Origin of the sequence: Henriciella barbarensis (assembly GCF_003576345.1) — a bacterium.
Classification (GTDB): domain Bacteria; phylum Pseudomonadota; class Alphaproteobacteria; order Caulobacterales; family Hyphomonadaceae; genus Henriciella; species Henriciella barbarensis.
Genome location: NZ_QWGB01000004.1, coordinates 107,014 through 133,017, shown reverse-complemented (window position 1 = coordinate 133,017; position 26,004 = coordinate 107,014). Strand labels below are relative to the sequence as shown.

Here is a 26,004-nt window from a genome sequence, read left to right as displayed (position 1 = left end):
AGACATATCATGAGAGAAGCAGTCATCGTTTCAACCGCCCGCACGGCCCTGACCAAGGCAGGCCGCGGCGCACTCAACGACACACATGGCATCACCATGGCTGGTCATGCCATCAAGGGCGCGATTGATCGCGCTGGTATCGACGCAGCTGAAGTCGAGGATGTATTCCTCGGCGCCGCTCAGCCGGAAGGCGCGACGGGCCACAATGTTGCACGCAACGCAGCCCTCTGGGCTGGCTGCCCGTCCTCGACGTCTGGCGCGACCATCAACCGTTTTTGCTCGTCGGGCCTGCAGGCCATTGCGAACGCAGCCCACACCGTCACCAACGAAGGTGCACCCGTTGCCATCGGCGGCGGTGTCGAATCGCTTTCGCTCGTCTCGCGCTCGGGTCATATGAACACCCATCGCTACACCGAGCCTGAGCTGATGAAAAAGTGGCCGGCGATCTGGATGACCATGATCGAAACCGCCGAAATCGTTGCGGACCGTTACAATGTCAGCCGCGAAGCCCAGGACAAATATTCCGCTGAAAGTCAGCGCCGCACCGCCGTCTTCCAGGAAAAAGGCTGGATGGCCGAAGAGATCGTGCCGCTCAATACGCGCATGAAACTGGTTAACCGCGAAACCGGCGAAGAAACCTATCAGGACGTCGTTGCTGACCGTGATGACTGTAACCGTCCCGGCACCACGTTTGAATCGCTTCAAGGTCTGAAGCCGGTTTTCTCCGGCGGCCAGGTCGTAAAGGAAGGCAAGTACGTTACCGCTGGTAACGCCTCGCAGCTCTCAGACGGCGCAGCAGCTGTCGTTGTCATGGAAGCGGCTGAAGCAAAAAAGCGTAACATCGAGCCACTTGGCCGTTTTGTTGGATTCAACGTCGCTGGCTGCGATCCGGACGAGATGGGCATTGGCCCGGTCTTCGCAGTTCCACGTCTGCTTGAGCGTCACGGTCTGAAAGTCGACGATATCGACCTTTGGGAACTGAACGAAGCATTCGCCTCGCAGTGTCTCTACAGCCGCGACCGTCTCGGCATCGACCCTGAGAAGTACAATGTGAACGGCGGCTCGATCTCCATCGGCCACCCATTCGGCATGACCGGCGCACGTTGCACAGGCTCTCTGCTGCTTGAAGGCAAGCGTCGTGGTGCAAAATGGGGCGTTGTCACCATGTGTGTGGGCGGCGGCATGGGCGCTGCTGGTCTTTTCGAAATCTATAGCTAAGGTAGCTTTGGGTCAGTTATTCCTAAATACCTAAGATCGGAGTTCTCGATGAAATCACTCGCCCTTGGTGCAGGCCTTCTTGCAATGGCCATTGTTCCCGCAGCCTGCACAACCGGCGCCGCCGGCAGCAGCGCAACCGGCGGTTCACAAATGGTCTCTGTTACGCCTGCAATCAAAGCGGAAATCCGTCGTCAGGGTCATGACCCGGACGAGGAGGTCTGCAAACGCGAAGAGCAAATGGGATCGACGATTCCTCGCCGGATCTGCGCAACGCGCGCAGAATGGGCCGCAAAAACCCAGGCAAGCAGGGATGGCACGCGCGCTATTCAAAATAATGCGCTTCGCACGCCTGACCCGAATGCCGGATGATGTTCACTAGGTGAGCATCAGGAAATTTGAAGCCCCGGTCGATTGGCCGGGGCTTTTTCTTTGCAGGGCTTCCGAGGATCAATAGGAGCTGGGCTTTGGCACCTACCCGTGACCGCGTCCCATTGGGTCCTAGGTTGGCGGCGACTTTAATGGTTGCACAAGAAGCGGAAGGGGGGACTGATCGCCAGCCTCGCGCCAGCTGTTCTGACCGATTTTCATCTGCTCATGCCCTTCAGCTGGCTGGGACTGGTAAACTCTGAAAATACGGTCCCAGATCGATAGGCAGAAGCCGAAATTCCGGTTCGCTTCGGCGCGGTGAATGGAATGGTGCACCCGGTGCATGTCCGGCGTGACGACGAGCAATCGAAGCACGCTGTCAATACGCGATCCGATATTCCAGTTGGCGTGATTGAACTGGGCGAAGGCGTTAAGCGCAACTTCAAAGGCAAATGCCGCCCAGGCCGGAATACCAAACAGGAAGACAATCGACCCTTTCCAGAGAAGTGAGACAATGATCTCGGCCGGATGGAAGCGAAGTGCCGTCATCACATCAATATGCGGGTCTGAATGATGCACGCGGTGCATGCGCCAGAGGAACGGCACGTGATGCATCGCAACGTGCTGGGCCCAGACGGCGAGGTCCATGATCAGGAAAGCACCGAGGCCCACGAACCAGACCGGCGCGTCGATCCAGTTGAAAACACCAAATCCTGCCTCGTCCGCCAGAAGTGCAATGCCGGCAAGCCCTGCGGGCAATACGAGCCGCCCGAGAACGGCCCCTGCGATGAAGATCGCCCCTGCGCCCGGCCAGCGCTGCGCACGCGAAAGCGCCGCCTCACGCCGGGGCGCCAGCGTCTCCAGGAGGATGAGCGAGACGAAAATGCCCGCAAATACGCCCATTCGGATGATCGTATGTGGGTCCAAGACTTACCTTCACATGTCCTTGGAAAAGATATGAGAGCTCGCGCCCTTAATTGAAGCGCCAGAGCCCTCAATGCCGCAGTCCATAAAGTTTTTCACCGCTGGCCGACCCCCACATCTTTGACGCGCGTTCCATCCCGTCTAGTGTAGGCGGGGCCTCATAATCCTGCTGGCGGAAAGATTTTCATGCTTCATCCATCGACAATGAAACTCATCGACAGGCTGGCAGAAATGACCGCCTTGAAGCAGATCGACTGGGCGGAGACGGAAGATGGCGGTGTGATCTATGCGACCGAAGGCTATTCGGTCCGCCTGACAGACACCCCGCCACAGGTCATGCTGGCGACGGAAAAGGGCAAGACGCTGGAAGAAGCGTCCGAAGACCTTCTCAAGGATACGCCCCACGAAGAGCACGGGAACTATGGCGAGCTCATCGTCGCTGTCGTGAAAGAGGCATCGCGCATCGCAAAGGGCACCGAAGCGGCCATCGACGCCCTCCTCGCCGGACTAAGCGGTCAGTCACCGAACAAGCGCAAATCGGATACCCCAGCGCCCGCCGAAGAATTGGCTTCGAATACCGAACAGGAGGACGAGGATGAGGCCGACCTGCCCGTCGATGAAAGCATTCCGCCGCGCGCCCTGCTCGAAGATGAACCGGAAGAACGCCTTCACGCCGGTTTCGACGAAGATGATGTCAGCGGTGCCGTGGCAAGACTGGCCGACGAAGTGAATGGTCGCGGGAAAGCCGACCTCGCCAAGGCTGAGGCAGGGGGAAAAGCGCAGCCAGCCGAAGAGACTCCCTCCCCGGACGTCTGGGACGAAACAGGCCCGGACGAAGGCGAAAGCGACCTGGCCGCAGAAGCAAAGAGTTATGTCCCGTTTGGCCTTGGCGGCACCCAGGTCGCAGGCGCAGACGCCTCGATCGCAACGGGAGCTGACGCTGAAAGCGCCGACGAGATCGAGTCAGAACTCGGCGCCGCCTCAACCGGTATGACAATTCCGGGCAATAATGATGACGCCCTCTCCTTCGGCTATGATGAGGACAATGACCCCGGCAGCGCGCCTTTGAGCTATCCGTTGAATCTCAAGGGCTTCCGTTCCCGCATTGACCCAGCGCCTTCGCGGGCACCGGACGACGCGGCAGACGACGAGGCCAATGGACCGGATCCGGTCTCTCCGGCAGACATCGATGCCGTCTCACCCGCTGCCGAGGACGGGGCCGGAGGCGAGACCGACACCGAACTTTTCGATGAAGGCGACGAACCTGCCCCTCAGCAAAAGCCATCAAAGGATAAGGGCGAGGACAGGAAATCCGGTCGCCCGAAGAGACGCAAGTCGCGCTTCAACCCCTGGAGTTAGGCGTGCCTAGCTTCCGCCGATCCCGATGACCCGCACGCGCACCTCGCTTGTGCGGCCTTCTTCGTCTACCGCGCTCACAGCATAGAAACCGGCTCGCTCTGGCCGCCATACCGGCAGACCTGCATCGTCGATCTTCGATGGCTGTCCATCTATGAACCACCGCAATTTGCCTTCGCCTCGTCCCGCAAGAACGAAGGGGCGCGCTGGCGCGCCATTGATCTCACCCGACCACAGCTCGGCGTCTTTCGGCGGGAAGAGGATGTGCGGTGCTTCCGCCGTGGAATGGTCAAAGGATTGCAGGGCACCGTCGGCTTCGTGCCGCCGCTCTGGCATCAGGCGCGCTCTCGCATCGCCGTCACCGCCAAGGTGATAGGCTGCACGATCTGCCACTTCGAACAGGATGGGCAGGGCAGCGGTGCGACCCGTTTCGCCCGGTCTTGGCGCGCCGTCAGCGCGGCCCACCCAGACGATGATTGCATGGTCGCCGGACACCCCGGCGGCCCAGGCATCGCGAAAGCCATAAGATGTTCCGGTCTTGAACGCGACTTGTGGCGCCTCCGCTGTCAGCCTGCCGGGTATCCGTCCTTCGGGGGTCGGCGCGCGGCGCAGGATAGACAGGATTTCGCCCGCACTCTCCGCCTCCATCATCCGATAGCCCTTTCTGGAACGGCTTTCAGCTTCCTCCTCAGCTGTCCAGACCAGCGGCTTTGCCCGCCCGCCATCGCCAAGCGCTGCGTACAAGATCGCAAGCTCACGCGCGGTGAGACCAGCTCCGCCAAGCGCGAGCGCCAGGCCGAACTCTGTGTCCGCGCCGCCATAGATGCGCGGCGGTGCCCCGGCGAGTGCGAGTGTCGCGGCAAAACGCTCAGGCCCAACCCGGTCCAGCGCCAGCACGGCAGGCACATTCAAGGAATGCTGAAGCGCCTCGGAAACGCGCACATCGCCCCTGAAAGTGCGGTCGAAATTATCCGGTTGGTAGGAGGCAAAACGCTTCGGCAAATCGGATATGCGGGTCGACGCGCTCGCCTCGCCATCATCGAACGCCATCGCATAGATGAAGGGCTTGAGCGCCGAACCCGGAGAGCGCGCCTGCGCTGTTAGATCCAGCCAGCCGCCTGCGATATCGCGCGAGGCAGACCCAACCGAGGCCCGCACTGCACGTGTTGGAATATCGACGACAAGAATCGCAATCTGTGCCTCGCGGCCCGCTTCCTTTGCACGCGCGAGTGCCAGTGCTTCCATCTCTGCCTGCAGGCGCGCATCGAGGCTGGCGCGCACATCACCTCGAACGCCGCGGGCAGCGCGCGCCGTCGCATGCCACGCATCTGACGGGAACGCATAAGCGCCCGTTGGCATCTGGCTGGTACGCGCTTCTTCGGCCCGGCCCGCATTGAGATAGCCAAGCCGCTCCAGCTTGGCGACGATGGCACGGCGCCCCGCATCGGCACCTTGCGGGCGAAGGTCCGGGCGGCGGACTTCGGGGCTTTGCGGCAGGGCAATCAGCAGCGCGATCTGGTCATCCGACAACCTGTCCGGCGACCGGCCGAAATACCGCCAGCTTGCTGCGCGTATGCCTTCGATATTGCCGCCATAAGGGGCAAGCGTGAGGTAAAGCTCGAGGATTTCTTTTTTGCTTAGCCGCGCCTCGATCTGGTGGGCCCTGAACATTTCGATCAGTTTGGACGGGATTGTCCGCGGGCGCGGCTCTAGCAGGCGAGCGGTCTGCATGGTGATGGTCGATCCGCCTGATACCACCCGGCCCGCCAGTGCAGACGTCCACGCAGCGCGCATCATGCCGGTCCAGTCGACACCACCATGACGCCAGAAACGTTGATCCTCCACCTCCAGCAGCGCCTCGATGAAAACCGGGTCGATATCCTCAAGGTGCGCCTGGAAACGCCAGTAATTGTCCGGCGTCGGGATGGCTCGCAGCGGACGGCCGCGCCGGTCACTGACAAGCTGCGACACGGTTTCGCCGCGCTCAAGCGGTGGCGGGAATATCCTGTCCAGGGCGAACAGGACGGTCAGCGCCGCCAGAATGGCAATCGCTGACCGTTTCAGCCAGATCATCTCTGCCCGCCAGCGGCCGCATTCGCCGTGCTGATCGTGACGCGTCCCGGCGCTGAGCGCGCGAATACGTCAGGCCGGTACATGTCCTCAGCATTGACGCCCGGCATTACAAAATCGCCCGGCGTCACTGCCCGCACGACATATGCAAGGCGCACGGCCTCATTGCGTACATCGATCGCCGCCACGAAGCGGTCATCGCGCGCTTCGGCCGTCTTCGCCGCGTCGATCTCACCGGCCCATGCAAAGGCGCCATTGGTGTCACCCTCACGCGCCCCATCGGCAGGCTTGAGAACAGTCTCAATCTCAAACCCGGCAGGCAGCAAGTCCGCTACGATCACCGGGTTGGTCCGGCGCTGTTCCGGCGAGATCTGTACCGTCACGACCAGCTGATCGCCCTGATCGACATCGCTGAGGTCAACTGTGCCGCCAGTCAGCGTACGCACCCGCTTTGTAACGCGAAGGTCTGACGAAACGGCGGATGGCGGCGATGATGGCGCGCCGCGCACCATCACGGTCCGGAACATGGCCGGCCCGTTCCCGCCGAGTGTGAAGCTCACCTCGCCGCGGGCCTGCTCATCGCTCAGTTGATAGCGGCGGTCATTGTCATTGCCGCTCCCAAGTCCTTCGACCTCCATCCGGTAGCCTTCGCCACCATCATTCATCGAATTGACGGCAAGCAGGGCGAACGCCTTCTCCTGCGTCGTCAGCTCGCTTGGGTCAGGCGCCTCATCGCCAAGCCGTTCGGCCAGGCGGGCAACGATATCGTCAAAGTCCGCTTCTGCGGCCAGCGCGATAATGCCGGTCAGATCGCGCAGAGGCGTCTGGTAATAGTCGCCCGTGTTCTGATAGCCGAGTGCATCTTCAGCGGCTTCGAAGGCGCTGAAGGCACGCGAGCGATCGCCCATGAAGGCGAGTGCAGCAGCAAGATGTGCCCGCGCAAGCGGGCTCTCTATCCGCTCCAGCTCGCGGTCATGCAGATAACGAAGACGGCTGATATCGGCGCGGCCCGCCTTGGCCAGCACATAGAGCGCATAGGCCGAAGCGCGGCGCATGAGCTTTGCCTCAGTGTCGTTGTGCCACTCGCTTTCCCAGACATCGGTGTCGTAGCCATACGCCCTCCAGGCATCGCCCTGTGCCACGGCCCGCATGGACTCAAAGGCCCGCTCCAGCGCCGCTTCAGGTACTTCATAGCCTGCCTCGCTGGCGCGGTAGACAAAGTCGGTGGTGTAAGCGCCCAGCCATGGCGAAGCATTGCGATCGCCTTCGCGCCACAGGCCAAAGGCCCCTTCAGCTGACTGTCGGTTCAGAACGGCCGTTACAGCTTCCTGTATCTGCGCACGGGCAGGTTCACGCGAGGTTTCATCCGCGCCCATTGCCACCAATTGCTCTGAGTAGAGTAGCGGAAGCGCGCGGCTGACCGTCTGTTCGGTGCAGCCATAAGGATAACGCGCGAGCGACGCGTAGAGCGCATTTGCGTCCAGCGGCAGGGTCGAGAAAGTCACGGAGACATACGCCGTACCCGGTACATAATCTGTGAGCAGGCCTTCCGGGATGGCCCAGCTATCGCCCGGCTCCATCATCGCCGTCGAAATCTGCGTTGCAGGCAGCCAGGGCGAGCGGGACTCGATCTGGTAATTCCGTACCACGCTATAGTTATCCGGCCCGGAAATGTTGAGGCGCAGGTCTGCGACACCTGTTTCACCAGCGGATATCCGCAATCCTTCATCCACACGCTGACCGGATGGAATGGTCCGCGACAGTTCGGTCGCCGCGACGCTGACAGGCTCACTGGCATCCAGCGACGCAGTGAACGTGCCATCATCAAGCTCTATATTATCGATGGAGACAGTCGCCACCGCTTCATCACCCGGCGCGAGGAAGCGCGGCAGGATCAGTTCAGCTGGCGCAAGATCACGGACTGTGAGCGGGCGACTGGCAGCGCCCAGACCGTTCTGCGACCAGACCACCGCCATCAGGCGAAGCTCACCATTGAAGTCAGGCACGTCGAAGGTCACACGTGCGCGGCCAGACCGGCCGACATCGACCATGCCGGAGAACAGAGCTACCGTTTTAGTGGGGACGACTGAAAGGCCCTCACCGCCCAGCTGGTCACCGCCGGTCCGCACTTCTGCAGGAAGGCCCATATTCGGGTCGAGCAAGCGGCCATAATCGTCGAAAATATCAACACCGAGGGACTTCTTGCCGAAGTAATAGAAGACCGGGTCCGGGCTCTGGAACTTGGTGAGCTGCAGGATACCCTCGTCTACGGCCGCAAGCGTGAGATAGACATTCTCTCGCGGCCCCTCTCCAATGTTGACGTCAATCGTCTGCTCACGGCGGGGGCGAACGACGTCCGGCGCATCGATTGCGACCTCAAAGGTCCGATCATCCATGTCCAGCGGTACGTAACCGACACCGACAGCGCGCCGCGGCTTTGCCTGCAGCACCGGATCGCGCGGCGTGTACACGTTGACGAGGACATAGGCGCCCTCGCCCCATTCTTCGGTAACGGGCAACGTAAACTGCGTGCCTTCGGCAGATACGTCGCGCGTCTCGATCCGCAGGATCTTGTCAGTCGCCACCACGATCTGCGCTTCACCATCATAGGGCGGGATTACCGTGATCGCGGCAGGACGGCCAGGAACGATGGTCTGCTCTTCGACAATCACTTCCACCCGGTCCGGCGCCTCGACGCCGTCATCAGAGACAGACCCGCCCCAGCCGACATAAAAACCAGTGCTAGCTTCGGCATCGCCGTTCACGTCGGACACGATCAGTTCATGCCGGCCCCAGTCGAGACCATCGACGGTGACCGTCTGTGTCGTCCCGTCGGTCTGGACCACGCCTTCATTGACAGTGCTCACCGTGCGTGAACGGCGCCAGCGCCACTGGCTGCCATCACGGTACCAGTCATAGTGATAGTCGATCTCGATCACGCGCCAGTTAAGCTCTGTATCGACAATCTCACCGCTGGCGCTGACAGCCGCCAGTTCAAACGCTGCCGGGTCGTCGCGGTCTGCGCGGCCATCAAAATCCTTGCGGATGCCGACATAGCTATCGCGCGGGCGATAAGGAATCCGCACACTCTCGGTGACCGCACGGCCGCCCGGCTCAAGCACGCTGACATTCGTATTCAGGCGCAGCGGGCGCGAGGAATCGCTGCCGCGGTCGCCCGGGTTGAGACGCACGACAGCACGCCCTGCACCATCGGTTGTTTGCGGTTCGAACTCCACGATGCGCTCGCGGAACTGCTCGTCAGCGCGCCCGAAGGTGAACCCATTCAGGGCCTCAAACGGACGCGGATCAGCCTCAAGCCTCGCCTGCCCCTCAACCGTCAGGCCAGCGCCCGGCGCGCCGTAAAGGAAACGCGCCTCAACCTCGATCTCGCGTGTGCCACCCGCTGCGATGAAACTTTCTTCCTCACCGTCCAGCTCCACCGCGATACGCTGCGGCACGAAATCCTCGACAGAGAAGCGTAGAGAGCCCGCCTCGCCGGCTCCATCAATCGACAGGACGGCGCGCCACATGCCGCGCGATGCCGTCCGCGACAGCTCATAATCCCAGACGAGCGCGCCTGCTTTAGCTTCAGTGAAGCGCATCCTGTCAGCTTCAACGCCGTTCGGACGGTAGATAACGATCTGACCTGCACGGTTCGAGATGGCCGAACCGCCGCGATCACGCATCATCGTGGTGAGATGCACAGTCTCTCCTGGCCGGAAGATACCGCGATCCGCATAGAGATAGCCGTCGACCGGACCGGGCGTGACGCGCCCGCCGGTCTTCATTTCAGACAGGTCAACCGGCGCGCGTGACAGGTCCAGCACGGCGAGGTCACCTTTCGCCCCCAACGCCATGACCATGCGCGGTGCGGAGTTGCCGTCCCCCGCAAGCAGCGGCGCCTCGAACCGGACACGGCCATCCTCGCCGGTTTCCGCTTCGCCCAGCACTTCATTATTGTAGGCGATCAACTGGACGCGCGTATTCGGAAGGACTTCGCCATCCTGCAGAGAACGCAGCGTGACATCCATCCCGTTCTCGGCGCGATACGCCGTTAGCGCGAGATTAGTCAGCATGATCCAGCGGCGGGCCGATGCCGCCGGGCCATCATAGTCGTTCAGTTCCTTGGCGTCGCGTAGCTCCACAAAATAGGAACCGGGGCGAAGCTCACCGATGACATCCTGAAGCGGGAAGACGGTCGTCACGGCGGCGTTCGTGACATTGTCGATGTCCATACTGCCTGACCAGACTTCGGTCGACACGTCGCGCGGGTCTTCTTCGCCATAAAGGTAGGAATAACGGCCCTGCGCCGCTTCATCGCCCTGGCTGATCGACTTGAACGCCAGCGCGCGGTCATTCACGCGGTAGACGCTGATCTCAACCTCATCGACATTGACCGTCTCGATCGCGAGGCCATCGGCATTGTCTCGCGGCAGGATCACCCCTGCCCCATCGAAACCGACATAGGCAGGACGGTCCTCAAAACTGATCTGGACCTCTTCCTCGCGTTCGATTGTGCGGCCATCGGCGCTCGGCAGCCCTTCGAGGATTGTCGCCGTGTATCCACTGGCGAAATCGAGACCTTCGAGGCAAAGCTCGCGTCCCTCTACCGCATAGGCCGGACGCACATCAGACTGCATCCGGATATAGGTCGCGTAATTGACTTCAGGGTCGAGCGGCTGGGAGAAGACAAGACAGGCTCGCGGGCTGACGCCACTCGTGTCAGGGGCATAGCGAAAATAGACGAAGCGGTTCTCTTCAGCGTCCGCAAGCGCCTGGCGCTCACGTTCGCGGCGTTCAGCTGCGGCTTGCGCGGCGCGCGAACGCTCGACGATTTCACCTTCGGCAGTTTCCGGATCGACAGGTGCTGGCGGCTCATCCCCGATGCCACAAGCGACGACCATCGCCGTCAATCCGCCCAGTACCAATCCCCGCGCCTTGTTGGTCCACCCTGCCATCACCGCGTCCTCCTCCTGGTGCATTCACACTCTTTACAGGAGTTTGCTATGCCGCGAACAGGGCCAGATTGAGACTTTTTAAGGATTTGCGAACTGTCTGAACGCGTTGATACGCTGATCTTGGGCGCTGGCGCTGCGGGGCTCTTCTGCGGCGGGCGCCTCGCTGAGCGCGGCGCAGACGTCCTCGTGCTCGACCACGCCAAGCGCCCTGCAGAGAAAGTGCGCATCTCCGGCGGCGGTCGTTGCAACTTCACCAACATTCATACGAGCCCGGCCAATTTCATCTCGGCCAACCGCCATTTCGCAAAGTCGGCGCTGGCCCGTTATAGCCCGTGGGACTTCTGCGACCGGGTGGCCCAGCGCGGGATCACCTGGCACGAAAAGACGCTTGGCCAGCTCTTCTGCGATCAGAAGTCCGGCGCCATCATCGATATGCTGGTGGACGAATTGACCGCGCCCGGCGGCAAGCTGCGGTTGGAGACCAGCATTGGTGAAGTCACTCACCGAAGCGGCAGGTATGAAGTCGAGACGTCTGCAGGCCCCGTCAGCGCCCGAAACCTCATCGTTGCGACGGGTGGGCTCTCAATCCCGAAAATGGGCGCAAGCGGCCTTGCCTATGACATCGCGCGCCAGTTCGGTCATGACATTATTCCGACGCGCCCGGCGCTGGTGCCCTTCACCTTCTCCGGCGAGCTTAAGGATGCTTTCGCGGAGCTTTCAGGCGTCTCATGCATGGTTGATGCGAAAGCGGGCGACGGGCCTGGCTTCCACGAAGCGATGCTTTTCACCCATCGCGGCCTCTCTGGCCCCGCTATGCTGCAGGCCTCCACCTATTGGCACGAAAGCCAGCCTGTCGAAATTGATCTCGCCCCCGGCGACCCAGTTCTCGAGGATTTGCGCGCCGCGCGTGACAGTCAGCCCCGCACGAGCCTCTCAAGCTGGCTCGGCAAACGCTACCCGGCGCGGCTTGCAAGCTATATCGCGAGCTGGCCCACCATGCCGGCTAACAAGCAGCTCGCCCAGCTCTCCAAGGGTGAGATGGATGACATCGCGCTGATCCTGAAGAAGTGGCGCGTGGTTCCTGTCGGCACGGAAGGCTGGCGCACGGCCGAAGTGACATCAGGCGGCATCAATACCGATGGGCTGTCTTCCCAGACAATGGAAAGCAAGAACCAGCCGGGTCTCTACTTCATCGGCGAGTGTGTTGACGTCACAGGCTGGCTCGGTGGCTATAATTTCCAGTGGGCCTGGGCCAGTGCTGACGCCTGCGCAAAGGCCATCGCCTGACCTAATGCTCGGTTGAAGCCTCGTCGTGCTCAGCCATCTCGCGCGCCAGCATGATCTCGCGAACCTTGCTATCGATCTTGTAGGCGATCAGCCATTGCCCTGTCATATTGGGATGGATGCCATCTGACTGGATCGGTGAAAGCCCGCGCCCTTCGAGCGCTTTCATGTCAGGCACGATATCGATCAGGTGCGCATCCGCCTTGCAATCGGGCATCTCATCGGCAGCCGCTTTCGCAAAGGTGGAGTTCATTGTGACCCCGTCGATCGGGACAGACCAGCGATACTGATCTTCGTCGTCGATGGCCAAGGCACCCGGCGCAATGTCGTCATAGGTGTTCACGTAGAGCACATCCACGTCATAGTCGCAGAGCAGGGTCCGCAGGCTTTTGAGCATGAGATAGTAGGCGGCCGGATTGTTGTTGTGCTCACCGGCGTCGCTGATCACGATGAAGTCGTTATCAAAGACCTGGCCATTATCTACGCGTGCATAGACCGTATTACCGCGAGGGTCTTCCGTATAGGGCAGGCCTGTGCCCCCGGCATAGCCGGCCCAGTAATCTCCATCGGAGATGAACTTCAGCATCGAAGCCGGAGAGCGCAACGGCCACAGGATTTCGTTCTCAGCTTCTTCAGGCGTGTACTGGTCGGGGAATTTCCGCAGCGCATAGCCGCGCATGATGCTGTCACCGAACAGATGAACGACAGGCATATCCGGCGTGCGATAGTTCGCCATCTGCACATAGTTCTCGTCCTGCGGCCCGGCCTGGCCAGCCGATGGTGCAACCGCGATCAGCGCACTGACTGCCAGCGCAAGCAAAAGACGAAGTCCTGACATCATTCCCTCGATACTCCCGAGACACGAGACACTGGGCGAGCGTGTCACCCGCTAAACTAAGAGTTCAGTGGATTTGATAGCGACAACCGTTGCGGCTTGTCCATGCTGTGACCGCTGTTGATCCCACGCCCGCCAATACGCAAGCTGATCGCCATCAAACCAGCATCCAGCTTGTCGGCGAGCAGCGTATCTGGCACTTGCCAGACGACGTCCTGACTTCAAATGGTGAAGGGTCAGCTTCGAGGAGCGCGAAGACACCGTCATGATGATCGCCCGCTTCCTCGGATTTTTGCTGCTTGGTCTCGGCGCGATCGGCATCTTCCTGCCTGTCTGGCCGACTACCGTGTTCTGGATTGGCGCGGCGCTCTGCTTTGCGCGCTCCAGTCCTGCCATGCGAGACTGGATCTATGGACGCCCTGGCTTCGGCACACCGATCCGCGACTTTGTCGAAGACGGTACACTGTCGCGAAAGTCGAAATCAGGTGCCCTGATCGGCATGACGCTGGCAGGTGGCATTTCGACCGCAATTCTCTGGGGGCGCTGGTCATGGCTCGCCGCCGCGCTCGCCCTCATCGCCTGCGGCATGGCCTATGTGGCATCCCGCCCGTCGACGCCGCCAGCCTGACGCTTGCCCTTGCGCTTGTTGCAGACAGCGTGCGCCAGCTGGAGATTTTCCAGCCTGTCCGGGCCGCCCGCCGCCTTTGGAACGATATGATCAAAGGTTGGTCGCTGCTTCTTCCAGATGCTGGCATGCGCAACATCGAACCGGCCACGCGGCATCGCCTTTCCGCACAAGGCGCATTGCCCTGACTGCGCCGCCCATAGGCTATCGAAATTCGCACGGCTCAGCGGCCGCGGTTCAACCATCCCTGCTCGCCTTGCGCTTGGCCAGTAGAAGCAGGAGCGAGATCACCGCACCGATTATCGCTACCCCCGCAACAACGACAAAAGCGATACTCGCCGCGACCATGACGATGACGGCAAGGACTGTGAGCATGAAGACCACGCCGGCCCAGCCCAGAAATGTTTTCGGCTTTTGCATGTCGCTGTCTCTCCTGCCTAGTTGCCAGCGTCTATAACGACTTCGCCGCCAGCTGGTTCACCGCGCTTGAGCAGACATGCCCCTCAATCGCTACAGACCCGACGGAAGCGACCAGCCACGGCGGTAGCAGGCCGCAATCACCGTATTGCGCAGCAGGCAGGCAATCGTCATCGGACCAACCCCGCCCGGTACGGGCGTGATATGTCCGGCCACTTTCTCACAGTCGCCGAAGTCCGCGTCCCCAACAAGGCGCGTCTTGCCTTGGCCTTTTTCGGGTGCATCGATCCGGTTGATGCCGACGTCGATCACGACAGCGCCCGGCTTTACCCAGTCGCCCTTGACCATTTGCGGCCGTCCAACGGCAGGCACCAGTATGTCGGCCGTCCGGCAAAGCGCGGCGAGGTCTTTCGTACGCGAATGCGCAATCGTTACCGTGCAGTTTTCAGCAAGGAAGAGAAGCGCGGCAGGCTTGCCCACCAGGATGGACCGACCGATTACAACGACATTCTTGCCGGAAAGATCATCGCCTAGGACTGACTTCGCGAGGATGACACAGCCCGTTGGCGTACACGGACGAAGCCCGTCCTTGCCGAGGACCAGGCGCCCAGCGCTTGCCTCCGTCAGACCGTCCACATCTTTCGCCGGCGCGATGCATTCGATGGCGCGCTGCTCATCAAGGCCCTCGGGCAGCGGCAGCTGGAGGAGGATGCCATCCACTTCATCATCGCCGTTCAAACGGGAAATAAGCGCCTCGACCTCATCCTGGCTCGCAGCGACCGACAGATGATGATGCAGGGACCGCATGCCGGCCTCTTCGGTCTGGCGCACCTTGTTTCGCACATAGACCTGGCTGGCCGGGTCTTCGCCAACCAGCACGACGGCGAGTGTCGGCTGACCGGGAAGCGATTTCACCGCCTCGCCAATCTTTGCGCGCACATCTGCTGCGACCTGTTTGCCATCGATACGTTCAGCCATCGCCCATCCTCCTCGACCTGGCGCGCTGCTGCGCTGCCGGGTTCGGTTTCGATGTGCACGCCTTTAGTGCGGCTCGTCTGCCCGGTCACCACCTTTACGGCAGATTTCGGCAAGCTCAGCGCCTTGGCAAGCAGCGCCTCAACCGCCGTATTCGCCTTGCCCTTCTCAGGCACAGCGCACACGCGCAGCTTCAGGCTTGGTCGCCCGTCGGCATCGTGGGTAAGCCCTTCGATACGGTCAGCCGAAGCATTCGGCGTTACCCGGACCGAGAGACGCATCAGCCAGGCATCGCAAAGAGGAGTTGCGGGAACAGCCAGTCGCGGAAGAACAGGATCAGCAGCGCCAGGATGAAGACGGACAGATCAAGCTGCCCCAGCGGCGGGATCGTATTTCTGATCGGGCGCAGCAGCGGCTCAAGGACGGATTCCAGCATGGAATAGATCTGGCGGGCGATCTGCCCATAGGGTGAGAGCACGTTGAACGTAAACAGCCAGCTCATGATCACATACGCAAACAACGCAAATAGGATCAGCGTCAGGATCGGATAAACGAAGTACTGGTATAGCGCCAAAGCGAGGTCCTGCACGGGTCTGATCTCCTTCCATTTAAGAGGCCTGACTAAGCTGAATGCCCTGCTTTCTGCAATATGGAAGCTGCGCAGGTTCACTTTGGGGAAGCCGCGCTTTTCTGAGAAGTCCGCTTGCCGCAGGCGAGAAACCCTTCCATCTTCAACCTGCGCACGAAGTGGGGGCACATGCTGCATCAAGGCGAAACCGAACAGCCATTGCGCCCTTTAAGTGCGTGGCAGAAGGCCATCATCGCCTTTGCGAACGTCGCCATGGGCGCGGGCATGACAATCAATTTCGTGGTGGTCGCACCGCTCGCAAGGGAAGCTGGCCTTACCGAGATTGAGGTCGCAGGCATTCTGACCCTGTCGGCAGCCATTTACGCGCTGATGATCCCGCAATGGGGGCGCTGGGCTGACCAGTTCGGGCGCAAACGCGTCATGGTTTTCTCCCTGATGGCAATGGCTGGCACGAACACGCTCTTCGTTCTTGCCCTCAAGGCCGCGCTTGCCGGGCTTGTAACAGGGCTATCAACTTTCTTCCTGCTTGCCTTCATGCGCCTCTGGTTCGGCCTTCTCTCACCCGGCCTCCAACCCGCCGCCATGGCGGCGATGACGGATGCCACGACGCCTGCAACGCGCGCCGGGGGGCTAGGCATGCTCAGCGCTGGTATGGCACTTGGCTCAATCCTCGGCCCTGCAGGCTCCAGCATTCTTGCAAAGCTAGGCGCGCTTGCGCCGATATGGGGCTCCATCATCTTTTGCGCGGTAGCCGGCGTGATCATCGCTTTCGCCCTGCCGAAGTCGCGCGGACATCGCGACACTAGTCGCCCGGAGCCGCTGCGGATGCGAGACCCGCGCGTCTTCCCCCATCTTGCCTTCCTGCTTTGCTACTTCATCGCCGTTGGCGCGATCCAGCAGACGCTCGCCTGGTTGATGGAAGACCGGTTCGAGATTGCGCAAGCTGAAACGGTCCAGGCCGTCGGGATCGTCTTTTCCTGTATGGCGGTCATGATGATCATCGTACAATTTGGATATGTTCAGCGCCTGAACCCTTCCCCGCGCAAGATTTTGCCGATTGGTCTTGCCCTTATTGGCACTGGCTATATTGGCGCAGCGCTACTCAACGACTTTACAGCCATGTGCGCCGCTTTTTGCCTGGTCGGCGCCGGCTCGGCCATGTCAGTGCCCGCAGCGAACGCCCTGGGAAGCCTGTCCGTCGAGCGGCATGAGCAGGGAAAGGCCGCCGCGCTTCTGTCCGCCGCACCGCCCTCAGGCTTCATCTTCGGACCGTTGCTGGGCGCCGCTCTATATACCCTCGACAGCCGCCTGCCCCTCTTCGTCAGCGCGGCCATGATGCTCTCGCTCCTTGCTTACCGTGTAATCCGCGAAATGCGCCGCACCGCCTGAGCAGGTCAGGCCAGACTTGCCGCTTCCGATTATGCGGCTAGCTTTTGACTCAAAGATAAGGAGGCTGACCGAATGAAACTGAACCTGAAACTTCTAGCGGGCTGCACCGCGGCGATTGCGCTTGCTGCCTGCGGCGGTCCTGAAACCGTGGACGAAACGCCAGCTGCCGACGACCCGATCGAAAGCGAAGGCTCGCTGACCGAAGACCCTGAGATCGGCCTTGATGAAGAACCGGGCGGCGACATGGATATGACCATGTCCGATACCAACATGGACGCCGCCAACGAAACACTGGCCGCGCTTGAAGGCGACTGGGTTTCCGGCGACGACAATCTCTCGAAGATGTCAATTCTCGATGGGACCGTCACCATGATGTATGACGGCGAAGTGCTCAGTACCGAAACGCTTCAGACGGTCGATAGCTGCCCTGATGCGCCCGGCGACACGAGTGACATGCAGCTCATCACCATGACTGGCGCAGAGAGCAATGAAACCCTCTGCTACGGCATCATCGCGTTGACCGAAGCAGAGCTGCAGCTCACCTCATATCCGCGCGGGAACACGCTCACCTATATCCGCATGCCAGCCGTTACCGAGAGCGACATGGAATAGGCATGCAGCCAAGACGCAGAAACCGGGCCGGAGACGATTATGCCTCCGGCCCTTTTTCTATCCGCCCATGGTGAAAGCGTTGAGCTTGTTGCCGTCCGGGTCGCGGAAATAGGCTGCGTAGAAGCCATCTTCGCCGCGTGGGCCCGGTGCCCCTTCATCACTGCCGCCATGGGCCAGCGCGATTTCGTACAGCTTGTCGACTTGCGCCCGGTCCTTCGCCTGCAGGGCCACCATGGTGCCGTTCCCGACGCTTGCGGTCTTGCCATCGAACGGCTTTGTCGCCGCGATCCCAGCCGGCCCATCCCAAGTGCCCCAGGCGACGAAAGTCTCTGTGTCCATCATCCGCCCATTACCCATCTCGGCGGCTATGGCGTCGTAGAATTTTGCCGCCCGCTCAATGTCATTCGTTCCGAATGTCACGTACCCGATCATCAGTCCCCTCCGTTTTCAGGTTTTGGAACATAACATGAACAACAAGGCGCGACAAGCGGAATTTGACCCAAGGCCTCGGGTCAAGTGGACTACATCGCAGAGATGCCGCCATCCACCTTGAGCTCAATGCCTGTGACCAGCTTGCTCTCATCAGAGGCAAGATAGAGCACCGCATAGGCAATATCATCCGGCTCGCCGACCTTGCCGAGCGGGATCTGGCGGCCAAGCTTTCGGAGGCCCTCTTCCTCACCAAACATTTCCTTGGTGCGATCGAGGATCGGCGTGTTGATGAAAACAGGGTGGACCGAATTACAGCGTATCTGTCCGCCGGTCTTGGCGCAGTGAAGCGCGATCGACTTCGACATGTGGCGCACAGCCGCCTTGGCCGTGTTGTAGGCGATATAGTTGCCGCTCGCGATGATCCCGGCAATCGAGGAGATGTTCACGATCGAGCCAAGACCGTGATCGCGCATCAATGGGATGGCGTATTTGCAGCCATGGAATATCGAGTCGACATCGACTTCCTGGACCTTGCGGAACATCTCGTAATTCTCATCCTCGACAGAACCGAGCGAGCCGATACCGGCATTATTGACGAGCACATTGAGCCCGCCCATCGCGTCGTGGGCTTCTTTCAGGACGGTCTGCCAGCGCTCCGCATCGGTCACGTCATGCTGCCAGGCGAATGCGGTGCCATCGCCAAGCTCTGCATTGATCGCGGCAGCGACCTTGGTCGCGCCATCGCCATTCACGTCTGTGACGGCGACCTTCGCGCCTTCCCGCGCGAGCATCCATGCAGTGGCCTCGCCAAGTCCCTGCGCGCCGCCTGTAATGAATGCCTTCTTGCCTGAAACTCTGCCCATGATGCGCGCTCCTCTCGCTTTGTTTTTCTCTGGTGTAGCGGTTGCAGTTCCAGCTTCATCCGCTTGCGTCAAGGCAGAACCTTGCCCGGTCTCAGGCGGTGTCTTCCCCGCCGTGAAGCTTTTTTAATGATTTTGCTGTTCTCTCACCGGCAAAATATAAGGGGGATGGCGCGTGTCGCACCGCAACGAAATCAATCTTTCGCTGAACCAGGTCCTTGATGCCGTGGCAGGCATAGAAAACGGCTTTGCGCTGCATGGTCCAAATTTCGAACTGCTCTTCGTGAACGAAACCGCCAGGTACCATTTCCCGGAGTTCTATCGCCAGCTATCGGCCGGCAAGACCCTCGACGAAGCGATGCTCGCCAGTACGCGCACGATCATCGAGGACAGCGAGCGGTTCAGCACAGTCGACTATTCGCGCCAGCTGGTCGAAAAAATACGGTCTTTCGGCACGATTGATGTACAGACAAGCGAAGGCAACACGATCAAGGCGAGCTTCTCGCCCATGCCGGACGGCAATGTGCTCTGCCTCAGCCATGACATCACCGACATTCAGGAAAACCAGCGCAAGCTGCGGCACGCCAAACGCGAAGCACAGGCCGCGAGCGAGGCGAAATCCGAATTCCTGGCCTCGATGAGCCATGAGATCCGCACGCCGCTTAACGGCATACTCGGTATGGCGCAGGCGCTTGCGTCTCGCCAGCTCGATACTGACGAGCGGGAAATGGTGGGCGCCATCCTAGATTGCTCGAAGTCATTGATGACGCTGCTCAACGACATTCTGGATCTCTCAAAGATCGAGGCTGGCAAGCTCGACATCGCCCCTATCGCAGATGACTTCCGGCACAAGCTGAAACGGACCGAGCGCTTCTATCGTCCGAAAGCCGAAGAGAAAGGTCTCTTCCTCCGCGTGATCGTCGACAAGTCGGTCCCCTCCGTCCTCGAATTCGACCCCGTGCGCTTTCGCCAGTGCGTCGACAATCTCGTATCCAACGCCCTCAAATTCACGTCCGAGGGCGGTGTCATCGTCGCTGCGACATGCGAGCCGACGGACAAGGAAGGACGCGTCCGCCTTAAGGTGCATGTATCGGATACCGGCATCGGTATGGATGAGGGCCAGGTTGCGAGCCTGTTCGAGAACTTCCAGCAGGCAGACCGCTCGACCACCCGCATCTATGGCGGCACCGGGCTTGGCCTTGCCATTACCAGAAAGCTTGCCCGCATGATGGGCGGCGATGTGGCGGTCGTCAGCAAGCCGGGTAAGGGCTCCATCTTTACGCTCAGCTTTGAAGCAACTCTTCCCGAATATCAGTCCGCCCCGCAGATCCCGGAAAGCTTCAAGCCGCACGAAGTGAAAATTCGTGACGAGCGTATCGTCGACTTCCGTGGCAAGACGGCCCTCGTGGTGGACGACAACCGCATCAATCGCCGCGTTGCGCGTCTCTTCATTGAGCCGGTGGGACTGCACGTCCTCGAAGCGTCTGGCGGAGAGGAAGCGCTCGAAGTTCTCCAGAATTCAAAGATCGATATCGTGTTGCTCGACATCCACATGCCGAAGATGGACGGGCCAGCAACGCTCAAACGGTTGCGCGCAATGGGCGGCGCGTTTGAGAGCCTGCCGGTTATCGCACTCACGGCCGATGCCATGGCGGGCGACCGCGAGCGTTACATGAAGATGGGGATGTCAGATTACGTCTCAAAGCCAATCGACGAGCGCCAGCTCATCGCGACCATGAGCCGGTGCATGTCTGCGGCAGGCCCTGAAGTCGCCGCACAGCGCAGCGCGGAAGATGCCGAGGCGCTCGGCGCGATCGACAATCTGATCCAGCGGATGAGCGCTTAGGCCAACTTGGCGGCGAAGCCATCCATTACTGTGGCGAGGTCAATGTCTTTCTGCGTGACGCCGCCCGCATCATGCGTGGTCAGCGTAACCTCGACCGTATTGTAGACGTTGAACCATTCAGGGTGGTGATCGGCCTTCTCGGCCTGGGTGGCACTCGCGCTCATAAAGGCGAAGGCCGTCGCAAAGTCCTCGAACTTGAATGTCTTGGTAATTGCATCCGTATCGCCGTCGGCGGCCTCCCAGCCTTTGACCTTCGACAGGACGTCTTCAACTTTCAGCTTGTCAGTCATGGCTATTCCTCACCTGATATCTCGTGAACATAGTAGAGCCATCGGCCATCCTCGGCGATCGCCGTGCGAATACCGGGATAACCGCGCCCTTCCCTGACCTGTGCAATCCCTGCCTCGCCGACCAGTTCCTCAAGCCGCGCCCTCTGGCTGAAGTTCAGCCGCTCAGGCAGGAGCGCCTCAGGCTCGAGCGCCGCGAGATCGGGCCAGACATACCAGGTTTCCCCTGCCACCATCTTCACCCCGTATGGTCCGTCGAGCAGCTCTTCGAGGCGAAGGATGGGGTCGAACCCTGTCCGGCGCAGCAAGTCCCAATGGTCGCCATGGGATGCGCCAGCAAAATTAGAGACAAAGCCAGACTGTGACCCTGCAAGTCGCGTCAGCCGACGCAGCGAGTTGCTTTCGATAATCCCGCGAAGCCGCCCGATCGTCTCTTGCGCCAGCGCGCTAAGCGCCGTGCGGTCGCCCTCCGGCTCACGGCTTGGCAACATGTATTCGGGGGCCTGCTCGACCTGCAGCGTGACCGTCTCACGCACGTCTTCCTCACCGCAGGCGACCAGCCCGGCCATCAGGACGGCGCCTGCGAGGAGGCGGATTGAAGTCAGTCTGTAAGCATCCATCCAGTCGCAGCTTCCAGGTCAGACAGAAGCTGATCCTCATTCAGTACCTTGATTGTCGTCATCCCCATCGCCCGGGCTGGTTTCAGGTTGATGCCGAGATCATCAAGATAGACGCAATGCTTCGGATCGACATCCAGCGCTTCACACATCAGTGCATAAATCCGTGGATCAGGTTTGCGGATCCCAAGCTTCGAGCTTTCGATCATCTCGTCGAACAGGCCGAACACCTTCTCGATCTCGCCCGCCCTGCCCTCATCGGCCTGCATGCCTGCGCCCTTGCCCACCGGCGCATTATTGGTGATGCAGCCCACTTTCACTTTCGCCTTGCAGCGCTTCAGCGCCTCGACGACACGCGGGCGAAGATCGCCCGATAGCAGGCCCAGTATGTCCTTACCCGGCACCGAGTGACCCAGCGCTTCGGCCTCATTGCGGAACAGCGTATCAAACTCGTCCGCGGTCACCTTTGACTGCTCCAGCTTCGCCCAGGCATTGGTGTCGCCATTGACGGCATTCACACCGCGAATGAAGTCTTTTGGAAGGCCCTTTTCGGCCTCATAGCGGTTGAACGCTTCGAAGGGAGAGGAGGTAAGTACACCGCCAAAATCCCAGATCACGGCTTGGATATTAGTTGTCATGTCACGAGGTCTATCCTGCGCTCCGGCACGTGTCGACCATGTCGCTCCGACGAGATGGGGATCGAATTACTCAGGCACCGATCAGCCGGGTTCTGGCCTTGGGTTGAGGTGTCGCCGTCTCTTCGCGGCTGGCATGCTCAAAGCCCATCGCGCCCAGCAACGCCTCGTCGCGCGTCTCGCCCGGATTATCGGTCGTCAGCAACCGGTCGCCGACAAAGATCGAATTGGCCCCCGCCAGCATGCAGAGCGCCTGACCTTCCTCACTCATTTCGTCGCGGCCCGCTGAAAGGCGAACCCAGCTTCTTGGGAAGACTATCCGGCAGACAGCGATAGCACGCGCCATCTCGATCACGCTGACCGGCGGGCTTTCGCCCAGTGGCGTCCCCTTGATCGGCACCAGCATGTTGATCGGCACGCTTTCTGGATGAGGTTCAAGCTTCGACAGCTCATGGATGAGGCCGATGCGGTCATCGCGCCCTTCGCCCATGCCAAGAATACCGCCAACGCAGAGGTTCAGTCCCGCCTCCCGGCAATGCGCCAGCGTCTCCAGCCGGTCTTCATAGGTCCGGGTCGATACAACGCTGGTATAATATTCTCGCGAGGTATCTAGATTGTGGTTGTAATAGTCGAGGCCCGCTTCCTTGAGCGCGGCGGCCTGTTGCGGTTCCAGCATGCCGGCGGTGACACAGGTTTCCAGACCTTCTGCCTTTACCGCTGAAATCATGGCAGCGATCTTCGGCACATCGCGTTCTTTCAGGTTGCGCCAGGCCGCGCCCATGCAGAAACGGTCCGCACCGCCTTCTTTTGCTTCGCGTGCGGCGGCGACCACGTCCTCAAGCCGCATCAGCTTTTCAGCCTTCAGCCCGGTATCAAAGTGTGCAGACTGGCTGCAATAGCCACAGTCTTCCGCGCACCCGCCAGTCTTGATGGAGAGAAGCTGGCTCTTTTGGACTTTGCCATCCGCCCAGTTCGCTGACTTCACGGCCAGCGCCTGCCCCATCAAGCTATCCAGAGGTTGGGAGTAAAGCTCCGCAATCTCTTCTCGTGACCAGTCATGCCGGGGTGTGAGTCCAGTAAAAGCCATGAAAATATCTCTCCCTCAAATGGCTCGCCGCTATGCAGAGAAGCATACGCGAACGGCCTTCGGTTGCGTTTTCAAGGCAAAGCAGGCGCGGTTCAACCCGCCACATTCATCGACGACGCGGTTTTTTGGGGTGCGTTACGCAGAAGCGCGTGCAGGCGCGACATCCCAATCGGTCTGACGATTGACCGTCGCGGTCACTGGCAGCCAGCAGACAACTTCGGTTCCGCCGCCGGGGGTCGACTTGATGCCGACATTACCGCCATGCAGGTCGACGAAATTTTTCACGAGCGCAAGGCCAAGGCCCGCGCCTCGCTGGTCTGACGAGGTAAAGCTGTCAAAGCTCGACGCCTGGTGCTCTGCATCGATGCCTTTGCCCGTGTCGCGCACTGAAAGGATCGCCATGTTCTCGACGCGGGTGGCGGACACAGTGATATCCCCGCCCGGCTCAGTGAACCGCATAGAGTTCGAAAGCAAATTGAACAGGATCTGGCGGATACGGCGCTTGTCGGCATGGATTGTGCCGAGATTGTCACCGATCTCCGCATGGACATTGATTTCGGTATCCGATGCCTTGCCGACAGTAAGGTCGATGCCCTCCTGCACGATTTCGGCAAGGGCGAAGTCTTCAAGGTCAAGATCCATTCGTCCGGCCTCGATCAGGGCGAGGTCGAGAATGTTCTCAATCAGCTTGTTGAGATGGTCGGAGGCGGTCAGGATCGAATTCACATTGTCCATCTGACGCGAATTTAGTTCACCATTAGTTTCCGACTGGAGAAATTCTGCATAGCCAAGGATGGTCGTCAGCGGAGAACGCAGCTGATAGCTGACATTCCGTACAAATTCCGTCTTCAGCCTGTCAGCCGCCTCGAACGCCTCAGCGCGCCCACGGAGCGCGCCCTCAACGGCCCGCTGGGCCGTCTCGTCGGCAAAGGCGATCAGCGTGTTTCCATCCGGCAGGGGCTGGGTGATGTAGTGCAGCACGGTACCATCCGCGCGGTGCATTTCGCCTTCGGTGGTCCGGCGTGCATTCGCTGAAGGGTCAGTGATATGCCCCTTGATCTCGCTCCAGCGGTTCCGGTCGCTGAAAAGCGGTAGGCATGCTTCGATGACATCGTCATAGTCCGGCGTATTCTTCACGTCGCTCGCATCAAGATGCCAGAGCGATTCGAATGCCTTGTTGGACAGCTTCAGCCGGCCATCAGAGCCAAACACCGCCACAGCCTGACGCAGGCTGTCCAAGGTCGAGGTCTGTGTCTTGATCAGCGCATTGAAGCGCGTCTGCAGGTCGAGCTCGCCCGTAATGTCCTTGAACAGCAGCAGCAGCCCGCCCATTGGGTGGCGCTGGCGTGTGACTGAAAGTGTACGCCCATCAGGCAGCGACCACGTATCCTCTTCGATACCGGTAATCTCACGGTAGTGAGACAGCTCATCGGCCCGCCAGGTCGCATATTCAGCCTGCGCCGGCAGCTTCCTGTCCTGGCGCAGCCGGTCCAGCAGCTCACCATGGGTCGGCGAATCGAGCAGGTAGCTCTCATCGAAATCCCACATGGTGGAAAAGGCGCGGTTGTAGAAGGTAAGGCGCCGGTCCGGGCCGAAGATGGCGACGCCATCGGCGACATGGTTCAGCGTTTCATCATGCGCGCGCACATGGCGGTTCAGCTCATCGCGGGCCGCTTCCTGCTCTGACACGTCGAAGGCAATCGCACCTGCGCCGCCAGACAGTGGGAAGCTCAAAATGCGCATGGAGCGCCGCTCGCCTTCAATGACGAGGTTACGCACCGCATCAATGTCGCGCTGCTCGGTGATCGTGCGGCGCAGCTGCTCGTCGGTCTTGTCGTCAAGTTTGAGCTGGCGGTCCAGCGCCTGATCCAGCGACTTGCCGTCCACAGCCTTCAGATAGACGTCGTTCGCCCATTGCAGGCGTCCGACACCCGAAACACGCCAGGCCGGGAAAGGCAGTTTGCCCAACATGTCCAGAAACGCCGTCGGGTCGCGCGCAATAATCTGGCGCGTCTCTTCCAACTTGCCACGTGCAGAGCTTTCTTCCAGCCCCTTGATGGTCGAATCGGTAATCCAGACCACGGCCCGCGCGCCGGCCGTGCGCCCATCGGCCTCAAGGAAACGGCCCGATGGGCCGATCAGCGTCAGCGAGAAAGGCTGGCCATGCTCACGCAGTTCACGCAGGCGTTCGCGCAGCGTGGTATCCTTGCCAGCGCCATCGCGCGCCTCAAGGTCAGCAAGCCCCTCAATGATCCGGATGGACGGGTCGTCAGACACCGCCTCATCGGTGAACTTCAAAAGCCCCGCCAGCGCGACCGGCGAGCCATGTATCTGCGGCGGCGCAATATCATCATCCGCGTCCTCAAGCTCATCCCCCTGCCAGACAAGGATCACACCCGGATGCGCACCAAGCACAGACTGGAGCGCAGCGAGGTCCGTCTCGGCTTCAGCAGACCGCTCGCGATACTTCCGGGCTGCGCCGCGCGCACCGTCGGATGTCCGCAGGGCCCACAGGATGAAGGCAAGGCCAAGCGCCAGCGCACCGCCAGAGATGATCAGGGAGACGTATTCTGCAGTCATCCGTTACCTTCGCCACTTTCCACAGGTCGCGCCGCAATGCGC

Annotated in this window: 25 protein-coding genes; 8 read left to right on the top strand and 17 right to left on the bottom strand. The window is 60.6% G+C overall.

The genetic code is table 11. From position 1 onward, the window contains the following. Positions 1-9: 9 nt before the first annotated feature. Both D1224_RS01875 and D1224_RS01870 read left to right on the top strand, forming a co-directional pair. Positions 10-1,218, top strand: coding sequence for an acetyl-CoA C-acyltransferase (locus D1224_RS01875; RefSeq protein ID WP_119378243.1), 1,209 nt, complete (start codon positions 10-12; stop codon positions 1,216-1,218). Between the two features lie 48 nt (positions 1,219-1,266). Then, complete coding sequence (locus D1224_RS01870) at positions 1,267-1,587, top strand: hypothetical protein (protein ID WP_119378242.1); 321 nt, start codon at positions 1,267-1,269, stop codon at positions 1,585-1,587. 129 nt (positions 1,588-1,716) lie between these two features. Here the strand turns inward: D1224_RS01870 and D1224_RS01865 are convergent, their stop codons facing one another. Next, complete coding sequence (locus D1224_RS01865; protein ID WP_233350353.1) at positions 1,717-2,511, bottom strand: sterol desaturase family protein; 795 nt, start codon at positions 2,509-2,511, stop codon at positions 1,717-1,719. 201 nt (positions 2,512-2,712) lie between these two features. Here D1224_RS01865 and D1224_RS01860 point away from each other — a divergent pair, with 201 nt between their 5' ends. After that, the gene (locus D1224_RS01860) at positions 2,713-3,867 is read left to right on the top strand and encodes a hypothetical protein (protein WP_182482129.1); all 1,155 of its coding nucleotides are present in this window, start codon (positions 2,713-2,715) and stop codon (positions 3,865-3,867) included. A gap of 6 nt (positions 3,868-3,873) precedes the next feature. Here D1224_RS01860 and pbpC read toward each other — a convergent pair whose 3' ends face one another. Continuing rightward, positions 3,874-5,937, bottom strand: coding sequence for a penicillin-binding protein 1C (gene pbpC, locus D1224_RS01855; protein ID WP_119378239.1), 2,064 nt, complete (start codon positions 5,935-5,937; stop codon positions 3,874-3,876). Then, positions 5,934-10,892, bottom strand: coding sequence for an alpha-2-macroglobulin family protein (locus tag D1224_RS01850; RefSeq protein ID WP_119378423.1), 4,959 nt, complete (start codon positions 10,890-10,892; stop codon positions 5,934-5,936). The genes pbpC and D1224_RS01850 overlap by 4 nt, the downstream gene beginning before the upstream one ends. 120 nt (positions 10,893-11,012) lie before the next feature. Between D1224_RS01850 and D1224_RS01845 the strand changes: the two genes are divergently transcribed. Then, positions 11,013-12,179: a BaiN/RdsA family NAD(P)/FAD-dependent oxidoreductase gene (locus tag D1224_RS01845; protein ID WP_233350352.1), complete on the top strand. Its 1,167-nt coding sequence runs from the start codon at positions 11,013-11,015 to the stop codon at positions 12,177-12,179. 1 nt (position 12,180) lies between these two features. On the opposite strand, the gene D1224_RS01840 is transcribed toward D1224_RS01845, so the two are convergent. Continuing rightward, entirely contained in the window at positions 12,181-13,017 is an 837-nt protein-coding gene (locus D1224_RS01840) for an SGNH/GDSL hydrolase family protein (RefSeq protein WP_119378237.1), read from the bottom strand. A gap of 53 nt (positions 13,018-13,070) precedes the next feature. Further along, positions 13,071-13,211: a hypothetical protein gene (locus D1224_RS16390; RefSeq protein WP_182482128.1), complete on the bottom strand. Its 141-nt coding sequence runs from the start codon at positions 13,209-13,211 to the stop codon at positions 13,071-13,073. Between the two features lie 65 nt (positions 13,212-13,276). Here D1224_RS16390 and D1224_RS01835 point away from each other — a divergent pair, with 65 nt between their 5' ends. Next, positions 13,277-13,639, top strand: a complete 363-nt coding sequence (locus D1224_RS01835; RefSeq protein ID WP_119378236.1) for a YbaN family protein — start codon at positions 13,277-13,279, stop codon at positions 13,637-13,639. On the opposite strand, the gene D1224_RS01830 is transcribed toward D1224_RS01835, so the two are convergent. The 5 genes from D1224_RS01830 to D1224_RS01810 all read right to left on the bottom strand — a co-directional run bounded on the left by D1224_RS01830 (position 13,603) and on the right by D1224_RS01810 (position 15,794). Beyond that, positions 13,603-13,881, bottom strand: coding sequence for an HNH endonuclease (locus D1224_RS01830; RefSeq protein ID WP_119378235.1), 279 nt, complete (start codon positions 13,879-13,881; stop codon positions 13,603-13,605). The genes D1224_RS01835 and D1224_RS01830 overlap by 37 nt on opposite strands. Continuing rightward, positions 13,874-14,056 carry a hypothetical protein gene (locus tag D1224_RS01825; RefSeq protein WP_119378234.1) on the bottom strand — a complete coding sequence of 61 codons (183 nt, stop codon included), beginning with the start codon at positions 14,054-14,056 and terminating at the stop codon, positions 13,874-13,876. Before D1224_RS01825 ends, D1224_RS01830 begins: the two co-directional genes overlap by 8 nt. Before the next feature lie 90 nt (positions 14,057-14,146). Continuing rightward, the gene (gene folD, locus D1224_RS01820; RefSeq protein WP_119378233.1) at positions 14,147-15,031 is read right to left on the bottom strand and encodes a bifunctional methylenetetrahydrofolate dehydrogenase/methenyltetrahydrofolate cyclohydrolase FolD; all 885 of its coding nucleotides are present in this window, start codon (positions 15,029-15,031) and stop codon (positions 14,147-14,149) included. Then, positions 14,965-15,309, bottom strand: coding sequence for a DUF167 family protein (locus D1224_RS01815; protein WP_119378232.1), 345 nt, complete (start codon positions 15,307-15,309; stop codon positions 14,965-14,967). The genes folD and D1224_RS01815 overlap by 67 nt, the downstream gene beginning before the upstream one ends. Next, the gene (locus D1224_RS01810; protein WP_119378422.1) at positions 15,309-15,794 is read right to left on the bottom strand and encodes a YggT family protein; all 486 of its coding nucleotides are present in this window, start codon (positions 15,792-15,794) and stop codon (positions 15,309-15,311) included. Before D1224_RS01810 ends, D1224_RS01815 begins: the two co-directional genes overlap by 1 nt. Here D1224_RS01810 and D1224_RS01805 point away from each other — a divergent pair. Beyond that, the gene (locus D1224_RS01805; RefSeq protein WP_233350351.1) at positions 15,786-17,006 is read left to right on the top strand and encodes an MFS transporter; all 1,221 of its coding nucleotides are present in this window, start codon (positions 15,786-15,788) and stop codon (positions 17,004-17,006) included. The genes D1224_RS01810 and D1224_RS01805 overlap by 9 nt on opposite strands. 72 nt (positions 17,007-17,078) lie before the next feature. Continuing rightward, positions 17,079-17,618, top strand: coding sequence for a hypothetical protein (locus tag D1224_RS01800; protein WP_119378230.1), 540 nt, complete (start codon positions 17,079-17,081; stop codon positions 17,616-17,618). 57 nt (positions 17,619-17,675) lie between these two features. On the opposite strand, the gene D1224_RS01795 is transcribed toward D1224_RS01800, so the two are convergent. Both D1224_RS01795 and D1224_RS01790 read right to left on the bottom strand, forming a co-directional pair. Next, complete coding sequence (locus tag D1224_RS01795) at positions 17,676-18,050, bottom strand: VOC family protein (protein ID WP_119378229.1); 375 nt, start codon at positions 18,048-18,050, stop codon at positions 17,676-17,678. An 89-nt stretch (positions 18,051-18,139) separates the two neighbouring features. Further along, positions 18,140-18,913 (bottom strand): SDR family oxidoreductase, encoded by a 774-nt coding sequence (locus tag D1224_RS01790; RefSeq protein WP_119378228.1) that lies wholly within the window; start codon positions 18,911-18,913, stop codon positions 18,140-18,142. A 172-nt stretch (positions 18,914-19,085) separates the two neighbouring features. Here D1224_RS01790 and D1224_RS01785 point away from each other — a divergent pair, with 172 nt between their 5' ends. Further along, entirely contained in the window at positions 19,086-20,756 is a 1,671-nt protein-coding gene (locus D1224_RS01785) for a response regulator (protein ID WP_119378227.1), read from the top strand. On the opposite strand, the gene D1224_RS01780 is transcribed toward D1224_RS01785, so the two are convergent. The 5 genes from D1224_RS01780 to D1224_RS01760 all read right to left on the bottom strand — a co-directional run bounded on the left by D1224_RS01780 (position 20,753) and on the right by D1224_RS01760 (position 25,962). Beyond that, positions 20,753-21,046 carry a 4a-hydroxytetrahydrobiopterin dehydratase gene (locus tag D1224_RS01780; protein ID WP_119378226.1) on the bottom strand — a complete coding sequence of 98 codons (294 nt, stop codon included), beginning with the start codon at positions 21,044-21,046 and terminating at the stop codon, positions 20,753-20,755. The two genes, D1224_RS01785 and D1224_RS01780, sit on opposite strands and share 4 nt — an antisense overlap. A 2-nt stretch (positions 21,047-21,048) precedes the next feature. Next, positions 21,049-21,663: a hypothetical protein gene (locus D1224_RS01775; protein ID WP_119378225.1), complete on the bottom strand. Its 615-nt coding sequence runs from the start codon at positions 21,661-21,663 to the stop codon at positions 21,049-21,051. Continuing rightward, positions 21,645-22,298, bottom strand: a complete 654-nt coding sequence (locus D1224_RS01770) for an HAD-IA family hydrolase (RefSeq protein WP_119378224.1) — start codon at positions 22,296-22,298, stop codon at positions 21,645-21,647. The genes D1224_RS01775 and D1224_RS01770 overlap by 19 nt, the downstream gene beginning before the upstream one ends. A 70-nt stretch (positions 22,299-22,368) precedes the next feature. After that, positions 22,369-23,382 (bottom strand): biotin synthase BioB, encoded by a 1,014-nt coding sequence (gene bioB / locus D1224_RS01765; protein ID WP_119378223.1) that lies wholly within the window; start codon positions 23,380-23,382, stop codon positions 22,369-22,371. Between the two features lie 135 nt (positions 23,383-23,517). Beyond that, entirely contained in the window at positions 23,518-25,962 is a 2,445-nt protein-coding gene (locus D1224_RS01760; protein WP_119378222.1) for a sensor histidine kinase, read from the bottom strand. Between the last annotated feature and the right edge of the window lie 42 nt (positions 25,963-26,004).

Excerpts from the sequence above, each read along its gene's own strand:
- D1224_RS01875 (WP_119378243.1), top strand. The coding sequence starts at position 10 with ATGAGAGAAGCAGTCATCGTTTCAACCGCCCGCACGGCCCTGACCAAG.
- D1224_RS01870 (WP_119378242.1), top strand. The coding sequence starts at position 1,267 with ATGAAATCACTCGCCCTTGGTGCAGGCCTTCTTGCAATGGCCATTGTT.
- D1224_RS01860 (WP_182482129.1), top strand. The coding sequence starts at position 2,713 with ATGAAACTCATCGACAGGCTGGCAGAAATGACCGCCTTGAAGCAGATC.
- pbpC (WP_119378239.1), bottom strand. The coding sequence starts at position 5,937 with ATGATCTGGCTGAAACGGTCAGCGATTGCCATTCTGGCGGCGCTGACC.
- D1224_RS01850 (WP_119378423.1), bottom strand. The coding sequence starts at position 10,892 with ATGGCAGGGTGGACCAACAAGGCGCGGGGATTGGTACTGGGCGGATTG.
- D1224_RS01840 (WP_119378237.1), bottom strand. The coding sequence starts at position 13,017 with ATGATGTCAGGACTTCGTCTTTTGCTTGCGCTGGCAGTCAGTGCGCTG.
- D1224_RS01835 (WP_119378236.1), top strand. The coding sequence starts at position 13,277 with ATGATGATCGCCCGCTTCCTCGGATTTTTGCTGCTTGGTCTCGGCGCG.
- D1224_RS01830 (WP_119378235.1), bottom strand. The coding sequence starts at position 13,881 with ATGGTTGAACCGCGGCCGCTGAGCCGTGCGAATTTCGATAGCCTATGG.
- D1224_RS01825 (WP_119378234.1), bottom strand. The coding sequence starts at position 14,056 with ATGCAAAAGCCGAAAACATTTCTGGGCTGGGCCGGCGTGGTCTTCATG.
- folD (WP_119378233.1), bottom strand. The coding sequence starts at position 15,031 with ATGGCTGAACGTATCGATGGCAAACAGGTCGCAGCAGATGTGCGCGCA.
- D1224_RS01815 (WP_119378232.1), bottom strand. The coding sequence starts at position 15,309 with ATGCGTCTCTCGGTCCGGGTAACGCCGAATGCTTCGGCTGACCGTATC.
- D1224_RS01805 (WP_233350351.1), top strand. The coding sequence starts at position 15,786 with ATGCTGCATCAAGGCGAAACCGAACAGCCATTGCGCCCTTTAAGTGCG.
- D1224_RS01810 (WP_119378422.1), bottom strand. The coding sequence starts at position 15,794 with ATGCAGCATGTGCCCCCACTTCGTGCGCAGGTTGAAGATGGAAGGGTT.
- D1224_RS01800 (WP_119378230.1), top strand. The coding sequence starts at position 17,079 with ATGAAACTGAACCTGAAACTTCTAGCGGGCTGCACCGCGGCGATTGCG.
- D1224_RS01795 (WP_119378229.1), bottom strand. The coding sequence starts at position 18,050 with ATGATCGGGTACGTGACATTCGGAACGAATGACATTGAGCGGGCGGCA.
- D1224_RS01790 (WP_119378228.1), bottom strand. The coding sequence starts at position 18,913 with ATGGGCAGAGTTTCAGGCAAGAAGGCATTCATTACAGGCGGCGCGCAG.
- D1224_RS01780 (WP_119378226.1), bottom strand. The coding sequence starts at position 21,046 with ATGACTGACAAGCTGAAAGTTGAAGACGTCCTGTCGAAGGTCAAAGGC.
- D1224_RS01775 (WP_119378225.1), bottom strand. The coding sequence starts at position 21,663 with ATGGATGCTTACAGACTGACTTCAATCCGCCTCCTCGCAGGCGCCGTC.
- D1224_RS01770 (WP_119378224.1), bottom strand. The coding sequence starts at position 22,298 with ATGACAACTAATATCCAAGCCGTGATCTGGGATTTTGGCGGTGTACTT.
- bioB (WP_119378223.1), bottom strand. The coding sequence starts at position 23,382 with ATGGCTTTTACTGGACTCACACCCCGGCATGACTGGTCACGAGAAGAG.
- D1224_RS01760 (WP_119378222.1), bottom strand. The coding sequence starts at position 25,962 with ATGACTGCAGAATACGTCTCCCTGATCATCTCTGGCGGTGCGCTGGCG.